The sequence below is a fragment of the Pseudomonas sp. RA_35y_Pfl2_P32 genome (genome assembly GCF_963970735.1).
GTDB lineage: Bacteria > Pseudomonadota > Gammaproteobacteria > Pseudomonadales > Pseudomonadaceae > Aquipseudomonas.
The window spans coordinates 39,959-58,517 of sequence record NZ_CAXAQF010000019.1 but is presented as its reverse complement, the minus strand read 5'-3'; the positions used below and the strand labels follow the sequence as shown (position 1 = coordinate 58,517).

The 18,559-nt window shown below is 63.9% G+C and carries 14 protein-coding genes; 13 read left to right on the top strand and 1 reads right to left on the bottom strand.

From position 1 onward, the window contains the following. Positions 1-93: 93 nt before the first annotated feature. On the top strand, positions 94-1,080 hold the full coding sequence (locus tag AACY45_RS19525; RefSeq protein ID WP_339546974.1) for a FecR family protein: 987 nt from the start codon (positions 94-96) through the stop codon (positions 1,078-1,080). Positions 1,081-1,314: 234 nt separating this feature from the next. After that, a complete protein-coding gene (locus tag AACY45_RS19520; protein ID WP_339546973.1) occupies positions 1,315-1,695 on the top strand; it encodes a fe2+ zn2+ uptake regulation protein in 381 nt (126 codons plus the stop codon). A gap of 16 nt (positions 1,696-1,711) precedes the next feature. Here AACY45_RS19520 and AACY45_RS19515 read toward each other — a convergent pair whose 3' ends face one another. Next, entirely contained in the window at positions 1,712-1,900 is a 189-nt protein-coding gene (locus AACY45_RS19515) for a hypothetical protein (RefSeq protein WP_339546972.1), read from the bottom strand. 219 nt (positions 1,901-2,119) lie between these two features. On the opposite strand from AACY45_RS19515, the gene AACY45_RS19510 reads away from it, so the two are divergent. From AACY45_RS19510 to AACY45_RS19460, 11 genes are all read left to right on the top strand, one after another. Next, entirely contained in the window at positions 2,120-3,865 is a 1,746-nt protein-coding gene (locus AACY45_RS19510) for a copper resistance system multicopper oxidase (RefSeq protein ID WP_339546971.1), read from the top strand. After that, positions 3,862-4,710 carry a copper resistance protein B gene (locus AACY45_RS19505; RefSeq protein WP_339546969.1) on the top strand — a complete coding sequence of 283 codons (849 nt, stop codon included), beginning with the start codon at positions 3,862-3,864 and terminating at the stop codon, positions 4,708-4,710. Before AACY45_RS19510 ends, AACY45_RS19505 begins: the two co-directional genes overlap by 4 nt. Positions 4,711-4,745: 35 nt before the next feature. Then, positions 4,746-5,195, top strand: coding sequence for a DUF411 domain-containing protein (locus AACY45_RS19500; RefSeq protein WP_339546968.1), 450 nt, complete (start codon positions 4,746-4,748; stop codon positions 5,193-5,195). Further along, positions 5,195-5,629 carry a YqaA family protein gene (locus AACY45_RS19495; RefSeq protein WP_339546967.1) on the top strand — a complete coding sequence of 145 codons (435 nt, stop codon included), beginning with the start codon at positions 5,195-5,197 and terminating at the stop codon, positions 5,627-5,629. Before AACY45_RS19500 ends, AACY45_RS19495 begins: the two co-directional genes overlap by 1 nt. A gap of 1,068 nt (positions 5,630-6,697) precedes the next feature. Continuing rightward, positions 6,698-8,266 (top strand): glycogen synthase GlgA, encoded by a 1,569-nt coding sequence (glgA, locus tag AACY45_RS19490; RefSeq protein ID WP_339546966.1) that lies wholly within the window; start codon positions 6,698-6,700, stop codon positions 8,264-8,266. 13 nt (positions 8,267-8,279) lie between these two features. Continuing rightward, positions 8,280-10,085, top strand: coding sequence for a malto-oligosyltrehalose trehalohydrolase (gene treZ / locus AACY45_RS19485; RefSeq protein WP_339546965.1), 1,806 nt, complete (start codon positions 8,280-8,282; stop codon positions 10,083-10,085). Continuing rightward, positions 10,082-12,163 (top strand): 4-alpha-glucanotransferase, encoded by a 2,082-nt coding sequence (gene malQ, locus AACY45_RS19480; protein WP_339546964.1) that lies wholly within the window; start codon positions 10,082-10,084, stop codon positions 12,161-12,163. The genes treZ and malQ overlap by 4 nt, the downstream gene beginning before the upstream one ends. Beyond that, on the top strand, positions 12,160-14,931 hold the full coding sequence (locus tag AACY45_RS19475) for a malto-oligosyltrehalose synthase (RefSeq protein WP_339546963.1): 2,772 nt from the start codon (positions 12,160-12,162) through the stop codon (positions 14,929-14,931). The genes malQ and AACY45_RS19475 overlap by 4 nt, the downstream gene beginning before the upstream one ends. 21 nt (positions 14,932-14,952) lie before the next feature. Then, positions 14,953-15,225: a DUF2934 domain-containing protein gene (locus AACY45_RS19470; protein WP_339546962.1), complete on the top strand. Its 273-nt coding sequence runs from the start codon at positions 14,953-14,955 to the stop codon at positions 15,223-15,225. A gap of 111 nt (positions 15,226-15,336) precedes the next feature. Continuing rightward, positions 15,337-17,499 (top strand): glycogen debranching protein GlgX, encoded by a 2,163-nt coding sequence (glgX, locus tag AACY45_RS19465; protein WP_339546960.1) that lies wholly within the window; start codon positions 15,337-15,339, stop codon positions 17,497-17,499. A gap of 203 nt (positions 17,500-17,702) precedes the next feature. Further along, positions 17,703-18,461 (top strand): PIG-L deacetylase family protein, encoded by a 759-nt coding sequence (locus tag AACY45_RS19460; protein ID WP_339546959.1) that lies wholly within the window; start codon positions 17,703-17,705, stop codon positions 18,459-18,461. Positions 18,462-18,559 lie beyond the last annotated feature (98 nt).

The window sequence follows — 18,559 nt, the reverse complement described above, 5'->3', positions numbered from 1 at the left end:
ACGAAAAAGCCACTCATTGATGCTCAATCGCCATGACGGCTGTTCTCGCTGGCTGGCGGTGAAGGTTAGAATGCGCGAAACCAGGAAGCATCCATGAGCCAAACCCCACTCACTCCAGCAGACGACGACGCCGTCACCGACGCCGCAGCGCATTGGTGCATGCGTTTGCACGCCCAGGACTGCAGCGCAGCCGAACGCCAGGCCTTTGTGCAATGGCGCGATGCCAACCCCCGGCATGCGTCGGAATATGAAGCGATGCTGGAGATCTGGGAAGTCAGCGACCATCTGCCCCGCCCGGGACACTTGACCGTAGCACCCAGCCCTGTGGTCCGCCCAGGCTGGCAGCGCCTGGCAATCGCGGCTGCGGTCTGTGCCCTGGCCTTGCCATTGGCCGTATTCAGTGGCTGGCAGTTGGGTTGGCTGCCGGATGCCTATGAGCGTTTCGAGGCCGAAGGCACGCTGCGCCAGGTCACCTTGAGCGACGGCAGCCAGGTTGAACTGAACCTGGGCACGGTGCTGACCTACAGCAATTACAAGGATCAACGCCGGGTCACCCTGAAGCAGGGCGAAGCCTTCTTTCGGGTCAGCCATGACGCCAGCCACCCCTTCGTGGTCAAGGCGGCAGACGGCCAGGTTCGCGTCACCGGCACCCAGTTCAACGTCTGGAAGTATCAGGACCAGGTCCGGGTGACGTTGCTCGAAGGCTCGGTCCTGGTGACCAGCAATGATGCCCTGCGCGGCGATGGTTTTCGCCTGGGTCCCGGCATGCAGGCGCGCTACAAGGGCGGCGACTACCAGCCACAGATCAATCAGACCTACGCCAACGACACGTCCCTTACCTGGCGCGATGGCCGCTTGGTGCTCGATAACCTGACGCTCAGCGAAGCCCTGCCGCTGATCAATCGTTACCTGCAGGAGCCGGTGCTGCTGGCCGACACTGACACCGGGATGATCCGCATCGGTGGGGTCTACAACATCAGCCAGTTACACAGCCTGGTGCCCTCGCTGCCCAAGGTGTTGCCGGTGTACCTGACGCACAATGCCGACGGCAGGGCCGTGCTCAACTCCCGGCCGAAGTAACCCCGGGGCCGAACCCGCAATGGCGAAAACGATATTTGCCTTGCCATCGATACGAATCGGCGGAAAATAATTGCCAGGCCATGAGCCCGAAATATCGGCGTCTCACCCTTCGCTGACGTGCTTTCGACAAAATTTCTACATTCAGAGCTTCATGATTTGCCTCGCTCATTCGTCTTAATGACAGAGAGCACAAATCACATTTTCCTGATCAGGCTCTGAAAAGGAGTTTTCTGCATGTACAACTCGCAATTGCCAACGGATGGTAAACCCGCGCCGCAAGGTGTTTCCCTGGGTCAGGATGTCACTGTGTTCGGCAAGCCGGTCGAGCGCCACGGTAACGAACGTATCCGTCAACTGCTCAAGAGCTTTGGCCTGCGCACCAGCCTGATTCGCTTGAAAGTGATCGATGCACTGCTCAGTGCAGCGGAAAACGACCACCCGCTGGGCGTGCGCGGGGTGCACAGCCACCTGCTGGAACTGGACATCCCGCTGTCTTTTCTCAGCGTACGTGAAGTCTTGAAGCGCCTGTGCAGCGAAGGGGTGATTGTGCTCAACCCCGACAAAAGCTACAGCCTGCATCCACAGGCTGCCGCCGTGCTCCAGCGCCTCGACTGACGCTGGCCCACCTCGCTCAGGGCTTGACCTTGCGCCGCATCACGCCGTTGATCACCACCACCGCCACGGCCACGCCAATGGCGACGTACTGGAACAGCGTTTCGCTGATGATCCCGGCATTTTGCAGATACGACAGCCCCAGCATGATCGCCAGGACCACCAGGGAAATCAGAATCGAGTATTTCAAACGTTGCGACTGGGTCATTGCGGGTTCCTGAACCTGTGAATGTGTGAGTCCTGCAGCGGGCCGGGAGCATCCCTGCTCAGGGGGCTCCCGGCACGCGGGCCACATGGTACACCCAAGAGGTTTCGCCGGGCGCGCCACGCAACTGACAAATCGGTAATCCGCGCCTCAGTTTACTGACAGCGCGGGCCGTTTAAGGTCCTGCCAAACCTGACGCTTCAGGATTGACGGGAATTTTTTATGCCTTCAACACCCTCGCGACGCTCTTTACTCAAAAGCCTGGCCGCCGGCACTGTCCTGGCGGGCACCGGCCTGTGGCGCCCAACCACCTGGGCCGTGACCGCAGAGCCCCCCTCCTCGACCCTGACCGGTAGCCGCTTCGACCTGTGGATCGGCGAATCGCCGGTCAATTTCAGTGGCAACCCACTCACCGCCATGACCATCAACGGCGGCATTCCGGGTCCCTTGCTGCGCTGGCGCGAGGGCGACACGGTGACCTTGCGCGTGCACAACCGGCTCAAGCAGGACACCTCGATCCACTGGCATGGAATTATCCTGCCCGCCAACATGGACGGTGTGCCCGGCCTGAGTTTCCATGGTATTGCCCCCGATGGCCTGTACGAATATCAATTCACCCTGAAGCAGAACGGCACCTACTGGTACCACAGCCATTCCGGCCTGCAGGAACAGGCCGGTGTCTACGGCCCGTTGGTGATCGACGCTCGCGAACCCGAACCGTTCGCCTACGACCGGGACTACGTGGTGATGCTCAGCGACTGGAGCGACCAGGACCCAGAACACTTGATGCGCACCCTGAAAAAGAAGTCCGACTACTACAACCGGCACCAGCGCACGGTCGGCGACTTCATTGCCGACGTCAGCCGCAACGGCTGGGCGGCCACGGTGGCGGACCGCACCATGTGGGCCGAAATGAACATGAGTCCCACCGACCTGGCAGACGTCAGCGGTGAAACCTACCACTACCTGATGAACGGTCAGACGCCACAAACCAACTGGACAGCCCTGTTCCAGCCAGGGGAAAAGCTGCGCCTGCGACTGATCAATGGCTCGGCCATGAGCTACTTCGACTTTCGCATTCCCGGTTTGCAGATGACCGTGGTCGCTGCCGACGGCCAGTACGTGCAGCCGGTCACCATCGACGAGTTGCGTATCGCCGTCGCCGAGACCTACGACGTCATCGTCCAGCCCACCGGCGCCCGCGCCTACACCCTGTTCGCCCAGTCGATGGACCGCAGTGGTTATGCCCGCGGCACACTCGCCACGCGCCCGGGGCTCAGCGCCGAGGTACCGCCGCCTGACCCGCGCCCGTTAATGAGCATGGCCGACATGGGCATGGACCACGGCAGCATGGCGGACATGCCGGCCATGGACCACAGCCAGATGACCGGCATGGATCACAGCAACATGCCCGGCATGGCCGCCCCGCTGCAAACGCACCCGGCTTCGGAAACCGCCAACCCGCTGGTGGACATGCAGACCCTACGCCCCAGCGCCAAACTCGCCGACCCGGGCATCGGCCTGCGCGACAACGGCCGCCGGGTATTGACCTACGCCGACCTCAAGAGCACCTTCGCCGACCCCGACGGGCGGGAGCCCTCGCGCACGCTCGAGCTGCACCTGACCGGCCACATGGAGCGCTTCGCCTGGTCATTCGACGGCATCAAGTTCAGCGATGCCCACCCCCTGCGCCTGACCTACGGTGAGCGCCTGCGCATCACCCTGGTCAACGACACGATGATGACCCACCCCATTCACCTGCACGGCCTATGGAGTGATCTGGAGGACGAGCACGGGCGCTTCCAGGTACGCAAGCACACCATCGACATGCCGCCCGGCACCCGCCGCAGTTATCGAGTAACCGCCGACGCCCTGGGCCGCTGGGCCTATCACTGCCACCTGCTGCTGCACATGGAGATGGGCATGTTCCGTGAAGTGCGCGTCGATGAACCGGGGAGCCCGACATGAACATTCGCCTGCTGCTGACCGCCCTTTGCGGCGTTTACCTGAGCCCGACCCAGGCGGTAGAAACCCTTGACCACGCGGCCATGGGCCATGGCGCGATGCCGGCCATGGACCACAGCCAGATGCCCACGCTGCAGAGCCGCACGCCAATTCCCGTGCTGACCGACGCTGACCGCCGGGCGGCCTTCCCGGCGGTCAATGGCCATGGGGTTCACGACAAGACGCTCAATGGTTTCTGGTTAATCGACCAGTTGGAGTACCAGGATGCCGACGACGGCAGCGCTCTGGCCTGGGATATGAGTGGCTGGGTGGGCGGTGACATCGACCGGCTGTGGCTGCGCACCGAGGGCGAACGCAACAATGGCCATACCGAAAAAGCCGAAGTGCAGGCGCTGTGGGGTCACGCCATCGGTCCCTGGTGGGACTTGGTCGCCGGCCTGCGCCAGGACTTCAAACCCGGCTCGCCGCAGACCTGGGCCGCGCTTGGAGTGCAAGGCATGGCCCTGTATAACTTTGAAACACAAGCCACGTTCTTCGTCGGTGAAAAGGGGCAAAATGCCCTCCGCCTGGAAGGCGAATACGACATTCTGCTGAGCAACCGGCTGATCCTGCAACCCAGCGCCGAGCTGAACCTGTACAGCCGCAACGACCCCCAACGGCAGATTGGCGCAGGGTTGGCCAACACCGAAGCCGGTGTGCGCCTGCGTTATGAAATCGTCCCCGAGCTCGCCCCTTACATTGGCGTGACCTGGAGCAGCACCTATGGCAACACCGCCGACTACACTGGCGAGGATGGCGAACAGCGCAGCCAAACGCGCTTCGTCGCCGGCGTGCGGCTCTGGTTCTGAGCCCATCAACGCAACGATCGACCAAGAGACTTCCCATGCACATCACAGCACTTCGCCTGGCCGCCCTGGGCGCCCTGTTCATCAGCACCCAGGCCCTGGCGGCCGAACTGATCCCGATCGACGTCCACCGCGACGCCAACTGTGGTTGCTGCAAAGCCTGGATCAGCCACCTGCAAGACAACGGCTTCAGCGTCACCGACCACGTCGAAACCAACATGAGCGAGGTCAAGCAGCGCCTGGGTGTGGCGCCGCGCTTGGCCTCCTGTCATACCGCGCTGATCAACGGCAAGTTTGTCGAAGGCCATGTCCCGGCCGAACAGGTGCTGGCCCTGGCCAAGCGTGACGACTTGCTGGGCATGGCCGTACCGGGCATGGTCACCGGCTCGCCGGGCATGGAAATGGGCGACACCGTCGACCCCTACCAGGTGATCGGTGTGTCCAGGGATGGCAGTCAAACGGTGATCGCCGACTACCCGGCCAAGTAGTGCTGCTGGCGTACCTCGGACTGTTTGCGGCGGCATTCGGTGCCGCCACGCTATTGCCCTTGCAGTCCGAGGCGGTCCTGGTGGGCCTGCTGCTCAACGGCCAGTACTGGCTGTGGCTGCTGCTCGCCGTCGCGACCCTGGGCAATGTCCTCGGATCGCTGGTCAATTGGTGGCTGGGCCGCGGCATCGAACGCTTCAAGGAGCGCCGCTGGTTCCCCGTCAGCCCGGTCCACCTGGACAGGGCCCGCCGGCATTATCAGCGCTACGGCCACTGGTCGCTGCTGCTGAGCTGGTTGCCGGTGATCGGCGATCCCTTGACCCTGGTGGCCGGCGTCATGCGCGAGCCGCTCGGGCGTTTCCTGCTGATCGTGACCCTGGCCAAAGGCGCCCGGTACGGCGTACTGGCCCTGGCCACGCTCGGCTGGCAGGGCTGACCTATTCCCCCGAATACAACAAACCCTGTGGGAGATTCTATGGTTGAGGGGAAGCCCTCAAGCACCAACTCACTCAAGGCCTCTATGGTGCTGAGGGTCTGTGGGGGGGTGCCAGGGGTTGGGATTTTTGATCCTGGGTTTGTGGGCATATCCGTTGCTGCTGTGATGGCGGCTTAGGGTTCCGCCCTTACGGCGGGTCACTTGGAAGAGCCCCAAGTAACCAAGGGCTCTTACCCCTGACGTACGGCCCCTCGCTGGGGCTCGGGGTTCCTTCGCTACGGTGCCCATCCGGGGGCATCGCCTCCGGTTTGCTTCGCTGCACCTCCTTTCGATGTATGCGGCTTCGCCGCACGGCGCTACGCGCCTCCCCCCAGATGGACACCTTCGCTCAGCCTGCCGATGGGGCGGGTGGATCAAGATCAAGAGCCAGAGCACGGCGACCTGCCGGTCGGCCTGTTTTTTCTGGCTGGAGTATTTCTGTGGGAGCGGGCCGGGCGGCGCTCCGCTTGCCCGCTCCCACAGGTCTGGTGGTCGTATGCAAAATGTGCGGGCAACCAGATTTACTGTGGGCCGGCCTGCCGGCGATGCTCTTCAACGATGACGCGTGCATCCCAGGCCAACACCCACCATGTCGCGCACTTATTTGGTGCAAATGCCTGCAACCCTTCGCTCCACAGACAGCCATCCCCTGCCTCTTTTTGTCCACCCACCGCTGAAAAACCGCCCTTCGTCGGTGCAATTGTCACAATTTTCCGGTTGTCTTCTCCTCATCCAAACCGATTGTCGAACAATCCGAAAACCCACCTACCCCGCTCTAGGTTCTGGCCTAGACTGCATTTCGCGGGGCCCGACCGTCGGGTCATATAACGGAGAAAAACTCGAAACTTTCCGCTATAGCAACAGGTCAGGTGATTAGAGGGGTCACGGCCGCTGGTGCAATCCTTGCAATGTTCTCAACAGCCTTGGAGCTTCAACGCATCGGGTGGCGCTTTCGCGCCTGGCCAGAGAAATGGGCCGCTGCAGTACCGGTGAGATAGCTGAAACAGATCAATAAAACGGGAGAAACACATGAACGGTGCCGCTTTAGAAATCCAGGGAGAGCGTACTCAGCAGGCCATCGGCGAGTCGACGTCGCTGGCGATCCTGGCCCCCGGTGCAAAGACGGTACTGCCCACTCCACGTCAGAATCCGAACAAAAAGAAAGTCCTGTTCGTGACGTCGGAAATCGCCGACCTGGTCAAGACCGGTGGCCTGGGTGATGTCTCTGCCGCACTGCCCCGGGCCATGGCCCACCTGCACGACGTCCGGGTACTGATCCCCGGGTACCCGCAAGTGATGCACAGCGACAACCCGATCCACATCATCGGGGAACTGGGCGGCCATGCGGCCCTGCCGCCGTGCAAGATCGGACGCATGGACATGCCCGACGGGCTGGTGATCTACGTCTTGATCTGCCCCGAACTGTACGAGCGCGAAGGCTCGCCCTACGGCGCCAACAATGGCCGTGACTGGCCCGACAACCACATCCGGTTCGCCCGCCTGGGCCTGGCCGCCGCCGACATTGCCGCCAACCTGGCGCAAATCCACTGGTGCCCGGACCTGGTGCACGCCCACGACTGGCCCGCCGGCCTGGCGCCGGCCTACATGCACTGGCGTGGGCAGCGCACCCCGACCCTGTTCACCATCCACAACCTCGCCTACCAGGGCGTCGTCAGCCTGGCCTCGTGCCCGGAACTGGGCATTCCCGAACACGCCCTGCAACAAGAAGGCATGGAGTTCTACGGCAAGCTGTCCTTTCTCAAGGCCGGCATGGCCTATTCCAGCCACATCACCACGGTCAGCGCGACCTACGCCCAGGAAATCACCACCCCGGCCTTTGGCTGTGGCCTGGACGGTTTTCTGGCCAGCAAGACCCAACAGGGCCTGCTCAGTGGCATCCCCAACGGCATCGACGAAAGCTGGGACGCGGCCACCGACCCGCACCTGTCCTGCCCCTTCACCATCGGCGACTGGGACGGCAAGGCTGCCAACGCCGCCCAGGTCCGCGAGCTGTTCGGCCTGCAGGACAGCGAGGGCCCGCTGTTCGCCGTGGTCTCGCGCCTGGTCTACCAGAAAGGCCTGGACCTGACCGAAGGGGTGGCCGAGTACATCGTCAAATCCGGCGGGCAGATCGCAATCATTGGTCGCGGCGAGCCAGAGGAAGAACAAGCCATGCGCAACCTGGCCCTGCGCTTCCCGGGGCAGATCGGTGTGCGCATCGGCTTCAATGAAACCGACGCGCGGCGCATGTTCGCCGGCAGTGACTTCCTGCTGATGCCCTCGCGCTATGAGCCCTGCGGCCTGAGCCAGATGTACGCCCAGCGCTTTGGCTCCTTGCCGGTGGCGCGTAACACCGGGGGCCTGGCCGACACCATCGAAAATGGCGTCACCGGCTTTCTGTTCGACGAATCCACCGTGGTCAGCTACGAAGAGGCACTGAGCCGGGCCTTCAAGGTCTTTGCCTTCCCTGCCCTGCTCAATGCCATGCGCTGCCGGGCCATGGCCGCACCGTTCAACTGGTGCAAGGCCGTCGAACCCTACGCTGAACTCTACGAACAACTGGTGGCCAAGGCGCTGGGGAAATCGGTCAAGTTATAAGAGGGAACTGTGCATGCCGTTACGGACTATGGAAACCTGGCCCCACGGCGCTGTCATGCTGGATGCGCAACACACCCGGTTTGCGCTGTGGGCACCCGATGCACTTTATGTGAGTGTCGAGCTGGACGATGGGCCGTCGCTGCCCCTGTTGCCCCAGGCCGATGGCTGGTTTGTCCTCAAGACCCGCTGTGCGGCCGGTACCCGTTACCGCTTTAACATCGATGGCGAACACGACGTCCCCGACCCCGCCTCACGCGCCCAGGTGGCAGGGCCGGAGTCGGCCAGCGTGGTGGTCGACCCGCTCGCCTACTGCTGGCAACACCCAGCCTGGCAGGGCCGACCCTGGCATGAAGCGGTGATCTACGAGTTGCACGTCGGCCTGCTCGGCGGGTTCGCCGAACTCCAGCGCCAGTTGCCGCGCCTGGTGGACCTGGGCATCACGGCGATCGAGTTGATGCCCCTGGCGCAGTTTCCCGGCGAGCGCAATTGGGGCTATGACGGCGTACTTCCCTATGCCCCGCAATCGTCCTATGGCTCGCCCGAAGCCCTTAAACAACTGATCGATTGCGCCCACGGCCTGGGTCTGGCGGTGATCATCGACGTGGTCTACAACCACTTCGGGCCGGACGGCAATTACCTGCACCATTACGCCAAGAGCTTCTTTCGCGAAGACCGGCACACGCCCTGGGGCGCCGCCATCGACTTCCGGCGCCGCGAAGTGCGTGACTTCTTTATCGACAACGCCCTGATGTGGTTGCTCGAGTACCGCTTCGACGGCCTGCGCCTGGACGCCGTGCACGCCATCGACGACCCGGACTTTCTCCAGGAACTGGCGACCCGCGTCCACCAGCAGATCGATCCGGCACGGCATGTGTGGCTCACCGTGGAGAACGAGCACAACCAGGCCAGCCTGCTGGAACAGCGCTTCGACGCCCAATGGAACGACGACGGGCACAATGCCCTGCACGTCCTGCTGACCGGGGAAACCGATGCCTACTACGCCGACTTTGCCCACAACCCCACCGAGCAACTGGCCCGTTGCCTGAGCCAGGGGTTTGTCTACCAGGGCCACACCAATCGCCATGGCGAACCCCGCGGCGAACCTAGCGGTCACCTGCCCCCCAGTGCGTTTGTGCTATTCCTGCAGAACCATGACCAGATCGGCAATCGCGCCTTTGGCGAACGCCTGCACCAGTTGTGCCCGCCCCAAGCCCTGCACGCCGCCACGGTGCTGTTGTTATTGTCGCCCATGATTCCCCTGCTGTTCATGGGCGACGAAGTGGCCGCCGATCAACCCTTCCTGTTTTTTACCAGCCATCAGGGCGACCTCGCACAGCGGGTACGCGAAGGACGACGCAATGAATTCGCCTGCTTTAAGGCCTTTACCGATACCCAGAGCCGGGCGCGCATTCCCGACCCCAATGCCCCACAGACCTTCGAAGACTCGCGCCCCAACCTCACCCCCGGGGATTACGGCATACGCCACAACACCCAGGCGCTCTACCGGCAACTGCTGCTGATTCGCCACCGGGACATCATCCCGCGCCTGCCCGGCGCCCACGCCCTGGGTGTTTCGGTGCTCGCCGAGGGGGCGATCAGCGCCCGCTGGCAATTGGGAGACGGCAGCCTGCTGCACATTGAGTTGAACCTCAGCGCCAACGCTGTTGCCCATATACCGCAAGCCCAGGCCCAACTGCTGTTCGAGTACCCGCCACAAGCGTGCACCCGGTTACAGCAAGGCACCCTGGCTCCCTACTGCGCGCTGGTCAGCCTGACGGCAGCGGCATCCAAGCTACCCTCTGCAGGAGAGCGCCTATGAGCGATGCGCAACTGGAAATTCTCGCCAGCCGGGCCGGCCTGGCCGTGGACTGGATCGACGCCAACGGGCGCCCGCAAAAAGTTGCACCGGCAGTCCTGCGTGCGGTCCTCAACGGCCTCGGGCACCCGGCCGGCAGCGCCCAGGAAATCGACGCCAGCTTGTTGCAAGTGCAGCACAGCCAGGATCGCAGCCAGTTGCCCCCGCTGTTGACCGTGGATGTCGGTGCCGGGCTCGACCTGGCACGCTATTTCGAGCCACTCACCCCCTGCGAGATTCATCTGGAAGACGGCGCCACTCTCAACCTGACACTCGACGACGAGGCGCGGTTGCCGGGGCTGATCCCGGTGGGCTACCAGCAAGTCCGCATCGCCGACCGCGACTTCACCCTGGCCGTGGCGCCCCTGCACTGCCACAGCGTCGCCTCGGCCGTGGACAGCGACACGCCGCGAGCCTGGGGCCTGAGCGTCCAGTTGTACGCCTTGCGCCGCCCGGGCGACGGCGGTGTGGGTGACACCCAGGCCCTCGAGGAACTGGCTCGGGTTGCCGGCGAACGCGGCGCCCAAGCGCTGGCCATCAGCCCGATGCACGCGATGTTCAGTTGCGACACCCAGCGCTTCAGCCCCTACTCGCCGTCCAGCCGGCTGTTCCTCAACAGCCTGTATGCCGCACCCGGCGAGATCCTTGGCGAACGCGCCCTGCGCATGGCCATCGAGGCCACGGAGCTGGCCGACGAGCTGGCCCAGCTGGAAAGCCAGCCCCTGGTGGACTGGCCCGCCGCCGCCCAGGCCAAACAGAAACTGTACCAGGCCCTCTACGAAGGATTTGCCCACGGCGATCACCCGCTGCACGCCGACTTCAGCAGCTTTTGCCACAGCGGCGGCGAAGCCCTGGAAAACCACTGCCGTTTCGAAGCCCTGCAAGAGGCCTGCGCCGCCCGTGGCGAAAGCCTGGACTGGCGCCACTGGCCCGAGCCCTGGCGCGACCCGCGCAGCCCGGAGCTGGCGGCTTTTGCCGAGCAGCATGCCGAGCGCATCAGTTTCTACGCCTTCTGCCAATGGCTGATCGCACGCTGCCTGCAGCGTGCGCAAAACGTCGCCCGCAGCAGCGGCATGGGAATCGGCCTGATCGCCGACCTGGCGGTCGGGGCGGACGGCGGCGGCAGCCAGGCCTGGAGTCGCCAGGACGAACTGCTGGCCTCGCTCACCGTCGGCGCGCCACCGGACATTCTCAACCGTGCAGGCCAGGGCTGGGGGATCTCCGCGTTTTCGCCCGAAGGCCTGATACGCAACGGCTTTCGCGCCTTCATCGAAATGCTGCGGGCCAATTTCGCCCACGCCGGCGGTTTGCGCATCGACCATGTGATGGGCCTGCAACGGCTGTGGGTCATCCCCCTCGGCGCGCCGCCCTGTGACGGCGCCTACCTGTACTACCCGGTGGACGACCTGCTGCGCCTGCTGACACTGGAGTCGCACCGGCATCAGGCAATCGTTCTCGGCGAAGACCTCGGCACCGTGCCCGAAGGCCTGCGGGAAAAACTCATTGCCCGCTCGATCCTCGGCATGCGCGTGTTGCTGTTCGAACAGGATCACAGCACGCGCTTTCGGCCGATTCTCGACTGGCCCGATAACGCCCTGGCCACCACCAGCACCCACGACCTGCCTACGCTCAATGGCTGGTGGCATGGACGTGATATCGAATGGAACGCCCGCCTCGGGCTGGTGACCAGCGACGACGAAACCCATTGGCGCGCCCACCGCCAACGCGAACGTGACAGCCTGCGCAGCGCCTTGAGTCAGGACCCGCAGAACTTTCGCGAAGAACAGCACGAGACCGATCAAGTGCTCGACGCCAGCGTGCGATTTCTCGGCCATACCCGGGCGCCGCTGGTGTTGCTGCCGCTAGAGGACGCCCTGGGCCTGGATGAACAACCCAATCTGCCGGGCACCGTCGACACCCACCCCAACTGGCGGCGGCGCTTGCTTGGCGAGAGTAAACAACTGCTGGACGATGCCGACGCCGCACGGCGCCTGGAAATGCTCGCCTGCGCACGCCTGCAAGCCAGCGAGCGTGATCGATGAGCAGCCTGCGGGCCACCGTCAGGCTGCAGTTTCATCAGGGTTTCACCCTGGATGACGCGGTGCCGCTGGTGCCGTATTTCGCCCGCCTCGGCATCAGCCATCTATATGCCTCGCCGCTGCTCAGTGCCCGCAGCGGCTCGATGCACGGCTATGATGTGGTCGACCCCAGCCAAGTCAATCCGCAACTGGGTGGCGAAGCGGCGCTACGGCGCCTGGTCAAGGCCCTGCGCGGCCACGACATGGGCCTGATCCTCGACGTCGTGTCCAATCACATGGCCGTCGGTGGCGCCGATAATCCCTGGTGGCTCGACCTGCTGGAGTGGGGACGACTGAGCCCCTATGGCGAGTTCTTCGATATCCAATGGCACTCGCCCGACCCGCTGCTCGAAGGCCAATTGCTCCTGCCGTTCCTGGGCAGCGACTATGGCAGCACCTTGCTGGACGGCAGCCTGGCACTGCGCTTTGACTCGGTGCGGGGGCGATTTTATGCCGAGCACTACGAGCACCACTTCCCGATCTGTCCCAGTGACTATGCAACACTGCTGATGCCGGACGAGCACCTGAGCGTCGAGCACCACGCCTCGCTGAAAACCCTCGCCGAGGGTTTTACCCACCTGCACTACCAGACCGACGCCCATGCGCTGGCCGGCCCGTTGCAACGGGCCTTGGCGGAGCTGGCCGGGGAGCCTGCCGTCGGCCGTTGCATCGAACGCAACCTGACCCTGCATGACGGTCGCCAGCCCGAGGGTTTCACCCGCCTGCACAACTTGCTGGAACGCCAGAGTTATCGCCTGGCCAGTTGGCGCACGGCGGCGGACGACATTAATTGGCGGCGCTTCTTCGACGTCAATGAACTGGGCGGCCTGCGGGTCGAGCGCCCAGCGGTGTTCGACGCCACCCACGGCAAAATCTTCGAGTTGCTGGCCGCAGGCCTGGTGGACGGCTTGCGCATCGACCACATCGACGGACTCGCCGACCCGCGGGGTTACTGCCGCAAACTGCGGCGCCGGGTCGACGCCCTGGTACCGTCACGGCACATTCCGATCTACGTGGAAAAGATCCTCGGCCCCGGGGAATCCCTGCGGCGCGACTGGCGGGTCGATGGCACCACCGGCTATGAGTTCATGAATCAACTGTCGCTGCTGCAGCACGACCCACAAGGCGCGTTAGCCCTGGGCGAGCTGTGGCAACGGCACAGCGAACGTCCATCGGCCTTCATCGAAGAAGCGCGACTGGCCCGCCAGCAGATTCTCAACGGCTCGCTGGCCGGCGATTTTGAAAGTGTCGCCCAGGCCCTGCTACAGGTGGCCCGCGATGACGTGATGAGCCGCGACCTGACCCTCGGCGCCATCCGCCGGGCGCTGCAGGAACTGATCGTGCACTTCCCGGTGTACCGCACCTACATCAGCCCCCGTGGGCGCTCGGCCGAAGACCAGGTGTTTTTCCAGCAGGCCATGGACGGTGCCCGGCAGACCCTGGGCGAAGCCGACTGGCCGGTGCTCGACAGCATCGCCCTGTGGCTGGGCAGCCAACCCTGGCGCGAGCGTCCGCTGGGGCGTCAGCGCAAGCGCCTCAAGCACGCCTGCGTGCGGTTCCAGCAACTGACGTCACCGGCGGCGGCCAAGGCCGTGGAAGACACCGCGCTCTATCGTTCGGGCGTGCTGCTGTCGCGTAACGATGTCGGCTTTGATACCGAGCAGTTCAGTGCGCCCTTTGCCGATTTCCACGCCGCCTGCATCCAGCGTCTGGCAACCTTCCCGGACAACCTGCTGGCCAGCGCCACCCATGACCACAAGCGCGGCGAGGACAGTCGGGCGCGGTTGGCCGTGCTCAGCGAGCGCAGCGCCTGGTATGTGCAGCAGGTCGACGCCTGGCGGGCCCTGGCCGGGGGTTTGCGCAACGACGCCCAGGCGCCGGCCGCCGGTGATGAACTGATCCTCTACCAGGCCCTGCTCGGCAGTTGGCCGCTGGGTTTACGCTGCGACGACCTGCCTGCGCTGAGCCATTATTTTGAGCGCCTGTGGCAGTGGCAACAAAAAGCCCTGCGCGAAGCCAAGCTGCACAGCAGCTGGAGTGCCACCAACGACGCTTACGAGCAGTGCGCCCGGGATTTTACCGAGCGCCTGCTGCTCGCCCCCGAGGGGCGGGTGTTGCGCAGCCGTATCGCCGACGCCGTCGCGCTGATTGCCTGCGGCGGCGCCCTCAACGGATTGGCGCAAACCTTGCTGCGCATGACCGTGCCAGGGATCCCGGACCTGTACCAGGGCAATGAATTCTGGGATTTCAGCCTGGTGGACCCGGATAACCGGCGGCCAGTGGATTTCCTGGCACGGATGCAGGCGCTGGACCACGGGCCAGATCCACGCCGGTTGCTCGACACCTGGCAGGACGGGCGCATCAAGCAGGTCTTGATCACCCGCACCCTGGCAGTCCGCGCCGGGCATGCCCAACTGTTCCGTGAAGGGCGCTACCTGCCCTTGCCGGTGCAAGGCAGTCAGGCGCAACAGGTGCTGGCGTTTGCGCGCGAGCACCACGGCCACTGGGCGATTGTGCTGGTGCCGGTGCGGGTTGCCGCGCTGCTGGAAAGCAGTGCCACGCCCCTGGTTCCTGCCCAGCAGTGGGGCGATACACGGGTCACCTTACCGTTCACCCCTCGCGGGGGAAAACTGAAGGGACTTTTTTCCACGGTGCAAGTCACACACCAGACAGAGCTGCTGATCAGCACTGCGCTGGGGGACTTCCCGGTCAATCTGTTTATCCAGACTTGAGTTCAACTCAGGAGCATTGCGATGAGTACCGATGACAAACGCGTTCGTGAATTTGCCTATCAGATCTGGGAGTCCGAGGGTAAACCCGAAGGACAGGAAGCACGCCACTGGGAGATGGCCCGCAAGCTGGCGGAAGCCGAAGCCCTGGCGCCGACCAAGCCGGTAAAAACACCAAAAGCCAAGGCCCCGCCCGCAGCGAAGGCCAAGGCCGGCGGCGCCCAGGTCGTCACCCCGCCAGGGGAAAAGAGCACCGCCGCGAAAAAGCCCCGCGCCCCGCGCAAGCCGGCGAGCTGACCGGCAACCGCCCCGTAGCAGCTGTCGACCTGTAGCAGCGGCTACAGGTCGGCAGTTGCCGCAGCTACGACAACCTCAAGCCGACGCCGGTAATGCGCTACAGGAGTTTTTATGACCACGCCCGACAACACCGCAACACACCCCCACACCGCGGAAACCACGCGGATTCGTGAAGGCCTGCCCTTCCCGCTGGGTGCGACGTGGGATGGTCTGGGGGTCAACTTCGCGATCTTCTCGGCGAACGCGACCAAGGTTGAACTGTGCATCTTCGACGATGCCGGGGAAGTCGAACTCGAACGCATCGAACTGCCCGAATACACCGACGAGATTTATCACGGCTACCTGCCCGATGCCCATCCGGGGTTGATCTATGGCTATCGCGTATATGGGCCGTACGACCCGCAGAACGGTCATCGCTTCAATCATCACAAACTCCTGATCGACCCCTATGCCAAGCAACTGGTCGGCCAACTGAAATGGTCCGAAGCCCTGTTTGGCTACACCATCGGCCACCCGGACGCCGACCTCAGTTTCGACAAGCGTGACAGTGCGCCGTTCGTGCCCAAGTGCAAGGTGATCGACCCGGCGCACACCTGGGGCCACGACCACCGGGTCAGTGTGCCCTGGGACAAAACCATCATTTATGAGACTCACGTGCGCGGCATCAGCATGCGCCACCCGGCGGTGCCGGAGGCGGTGCGCGGCACCTTCGCCGGGCTGATGGTCGATGATCTGCTGGAGCACATTCGCAAGCTCGGGGTATCGTCGGTGGAGCTGTTGCCGATTCATGCCTTCGTCAATGACCAGCACCTGCTGCACAAAGGCATGACCAACTACTGGGGCTATAACAGCATCGCCTTTTTTGCCCCCGACCCCCGCTACCTGGCCAGCGGCAAGATCGCCGAGTTCAAGGAAATGGTCGCGCACCTGCACGAGGCCAATCTGGAGGTGATTCTCGACGTGGTCTACAACCACACCGCCGAAGGCAACGAACAGGGCCCGACCCTGTCCATGCGCGGGATCGACAACGCCTCCTACTACCGCCTGATGCCGGACGACAAGCGTTTCTACATCAACGACTCGGGGACCGGCAACACCCTGGACCTGAGCCACCCCTGCGTGCTGCAGATGGTCACCGACTCCCTGCGCTACTGGGCCAGCGAGATGCACGTCGACGGATTCCGCTTCGACCTGGCGACCATCCTCGGTCGTTATCACGATGGTTTCGACGAGCGCCACAGCTTCCTCGTGGCCTGCCGCCAGGACCCGGTGCTGCGCCAGGTCAAGCTGATCGCCGAGCCCTGGGATTGCGGCCCAGGGGGTTACCAGGTCGGGGGATTCCCGCCGGGCTGGGTGGAATGGAACGATCGTTTTCGCGACACGGTGCGCGCGTTCTGGAAAGGCGACGACGGCCAGTTGGCCGACTTCGCCAGACGCATGACCGCCTCCGGCGACATGTTCAACCAGCGCGGGCGCCGGCCGTACGCCTCGGTGAATTTCATCACCGCCCACGACGGCTTCACCCTCAACGACCTGGTCTCCTACAACGACAAACACAATGAAGCCAACGACGAAGGCAACCAGGATGGCAGCAACAACAACCTGTCCTGGAACCATGGCGTCGAAGGCCCCAGCGATGATCCCCAGATCAACGAACTGCGCCAACGGCAAATGCGCAATTTCTTCGCCACCCTGCTGTTGGCCCAAGGCACACCGATGCTGGTCGCCGGCGACGAGTTCGCCCGGACCCAGCACGGCAACAACAACGCCTACTGCCAGGACAGCGAGATCGGCTGGATCAACTGGGACCTGAGTGACGACGGCAAGGCCTTGCTCAAATTCGTCAAGCGCCTGATCAAGCTGCGCCTGGCCTACCCGATCCTGCGCCGTGGGCGTTTCCTGGTGGGCAGCTACAACGAAGACATCGGGGTCAAGGACGTCACCTGGCTCGCCCCGGACGGCAGCGAGATGAGCACCGAACAGTGGGAGGATGGCCATGGCCGCTGCCTGGGCATGCTGCTCGACGGCCGCGCCCAGGAAACCGGCATCCGCCGCAAAGGCGCGGATGCCACGTTGTTGCTGGTGGTCAACGCTCACCATGACATCGTCAACTTTTGCTTGCCTGCGGTGCCGGACGGCGGTTTCTGGACCTGCATGATCGACACCAACCAGCCCTCGGTCCGTGGCCAGGAACGCTTCGAGTTCGACCACCAGTACTCGGTCACCGGCCGTTCGCTGCTGCTGTTCGAATTGCAGCACGAAGATGAGGATTGAACGGGGCGACCTGAGGCGAAAAAAATATCCTGGCGCACTGCGCTGCGCAGGCGACGAACCCCATGCCATGGGCAATACTCTTCCCGCTGCCCCGGTGGATCTTCCGCACGGAGCCCCGGGCACATCAACGGAGCAAGACACCCAGCCTGTCGTTCAGGCGTCTGGAGACGACCGACAGCTCACCTGCACAAGGACGTATCAACATGAAAAGCACCTCGCTCCTCGACGGCCACCTGCCCGCGCAGATCTGGAACGGCGCCCGCCAACTGGACAACCTGCCGGTCATCAACACCCACTCGATCATCCCCGCCGGCGCCCGCGCTGTAGTGATCGCACCCCACCCCGGCGATGAAGTGGTGACCTGCGGCGGGCTGCTGCAATTGTTCGCCAGCCTGGGGCATCCCCTGCAACTGATTTCCGTCACCGACGGCAGCGCCAGCTACCCGGGTTCGCAACTCTGGCCGGAGAAACGCCTGAGCGTGTTTCGCCCCCAGGAAAGTGTCGAGGCCCTGCGCAGGCTGGGGCTGCCCATGCACAGCCTGAAGTGGATTCGAGGCGGTTTTGCCGACACCGCCCTGGCCGAGCGCGAGACGCAACTGACCCACTTCATTGCCCGCTACCTGCGCCCCGACGATGTGTTGTTCAGCACCTGGCGCGAAGACGGCATCGTCGACCATGACACCGTTGGCCGCGCCAGTGCCAAGGCCGCCCAGATGGTCGGGGCGCGCGTCCATGAGGTGCCATTCTGGGCCTGGCACTGGCCGCTGCGCGACCAGGGGCTGATCCCCTGGCACCGCGCGCGCAAGGTGCGCCTGGACAGCTGGACGATCGCGCGCAAGTGCCACGCCATCCACGCCTATGCCAGCCAACTGGATGGCGACCCGGACATGGGCATCGCACCACTGCTGCCCAAGGTGGTCCTGGAGCGCTTGCGCCAACCTTATGAGGTCATTTTTCTGTAAGGCCCACCCGCGTGAATGTCGACGATCGGCGGTGAAACACTGAACTGCCGGCCACGGCATCAGTCGCATGGGTAACCCGCCGCGACTTTCCAGGAGTG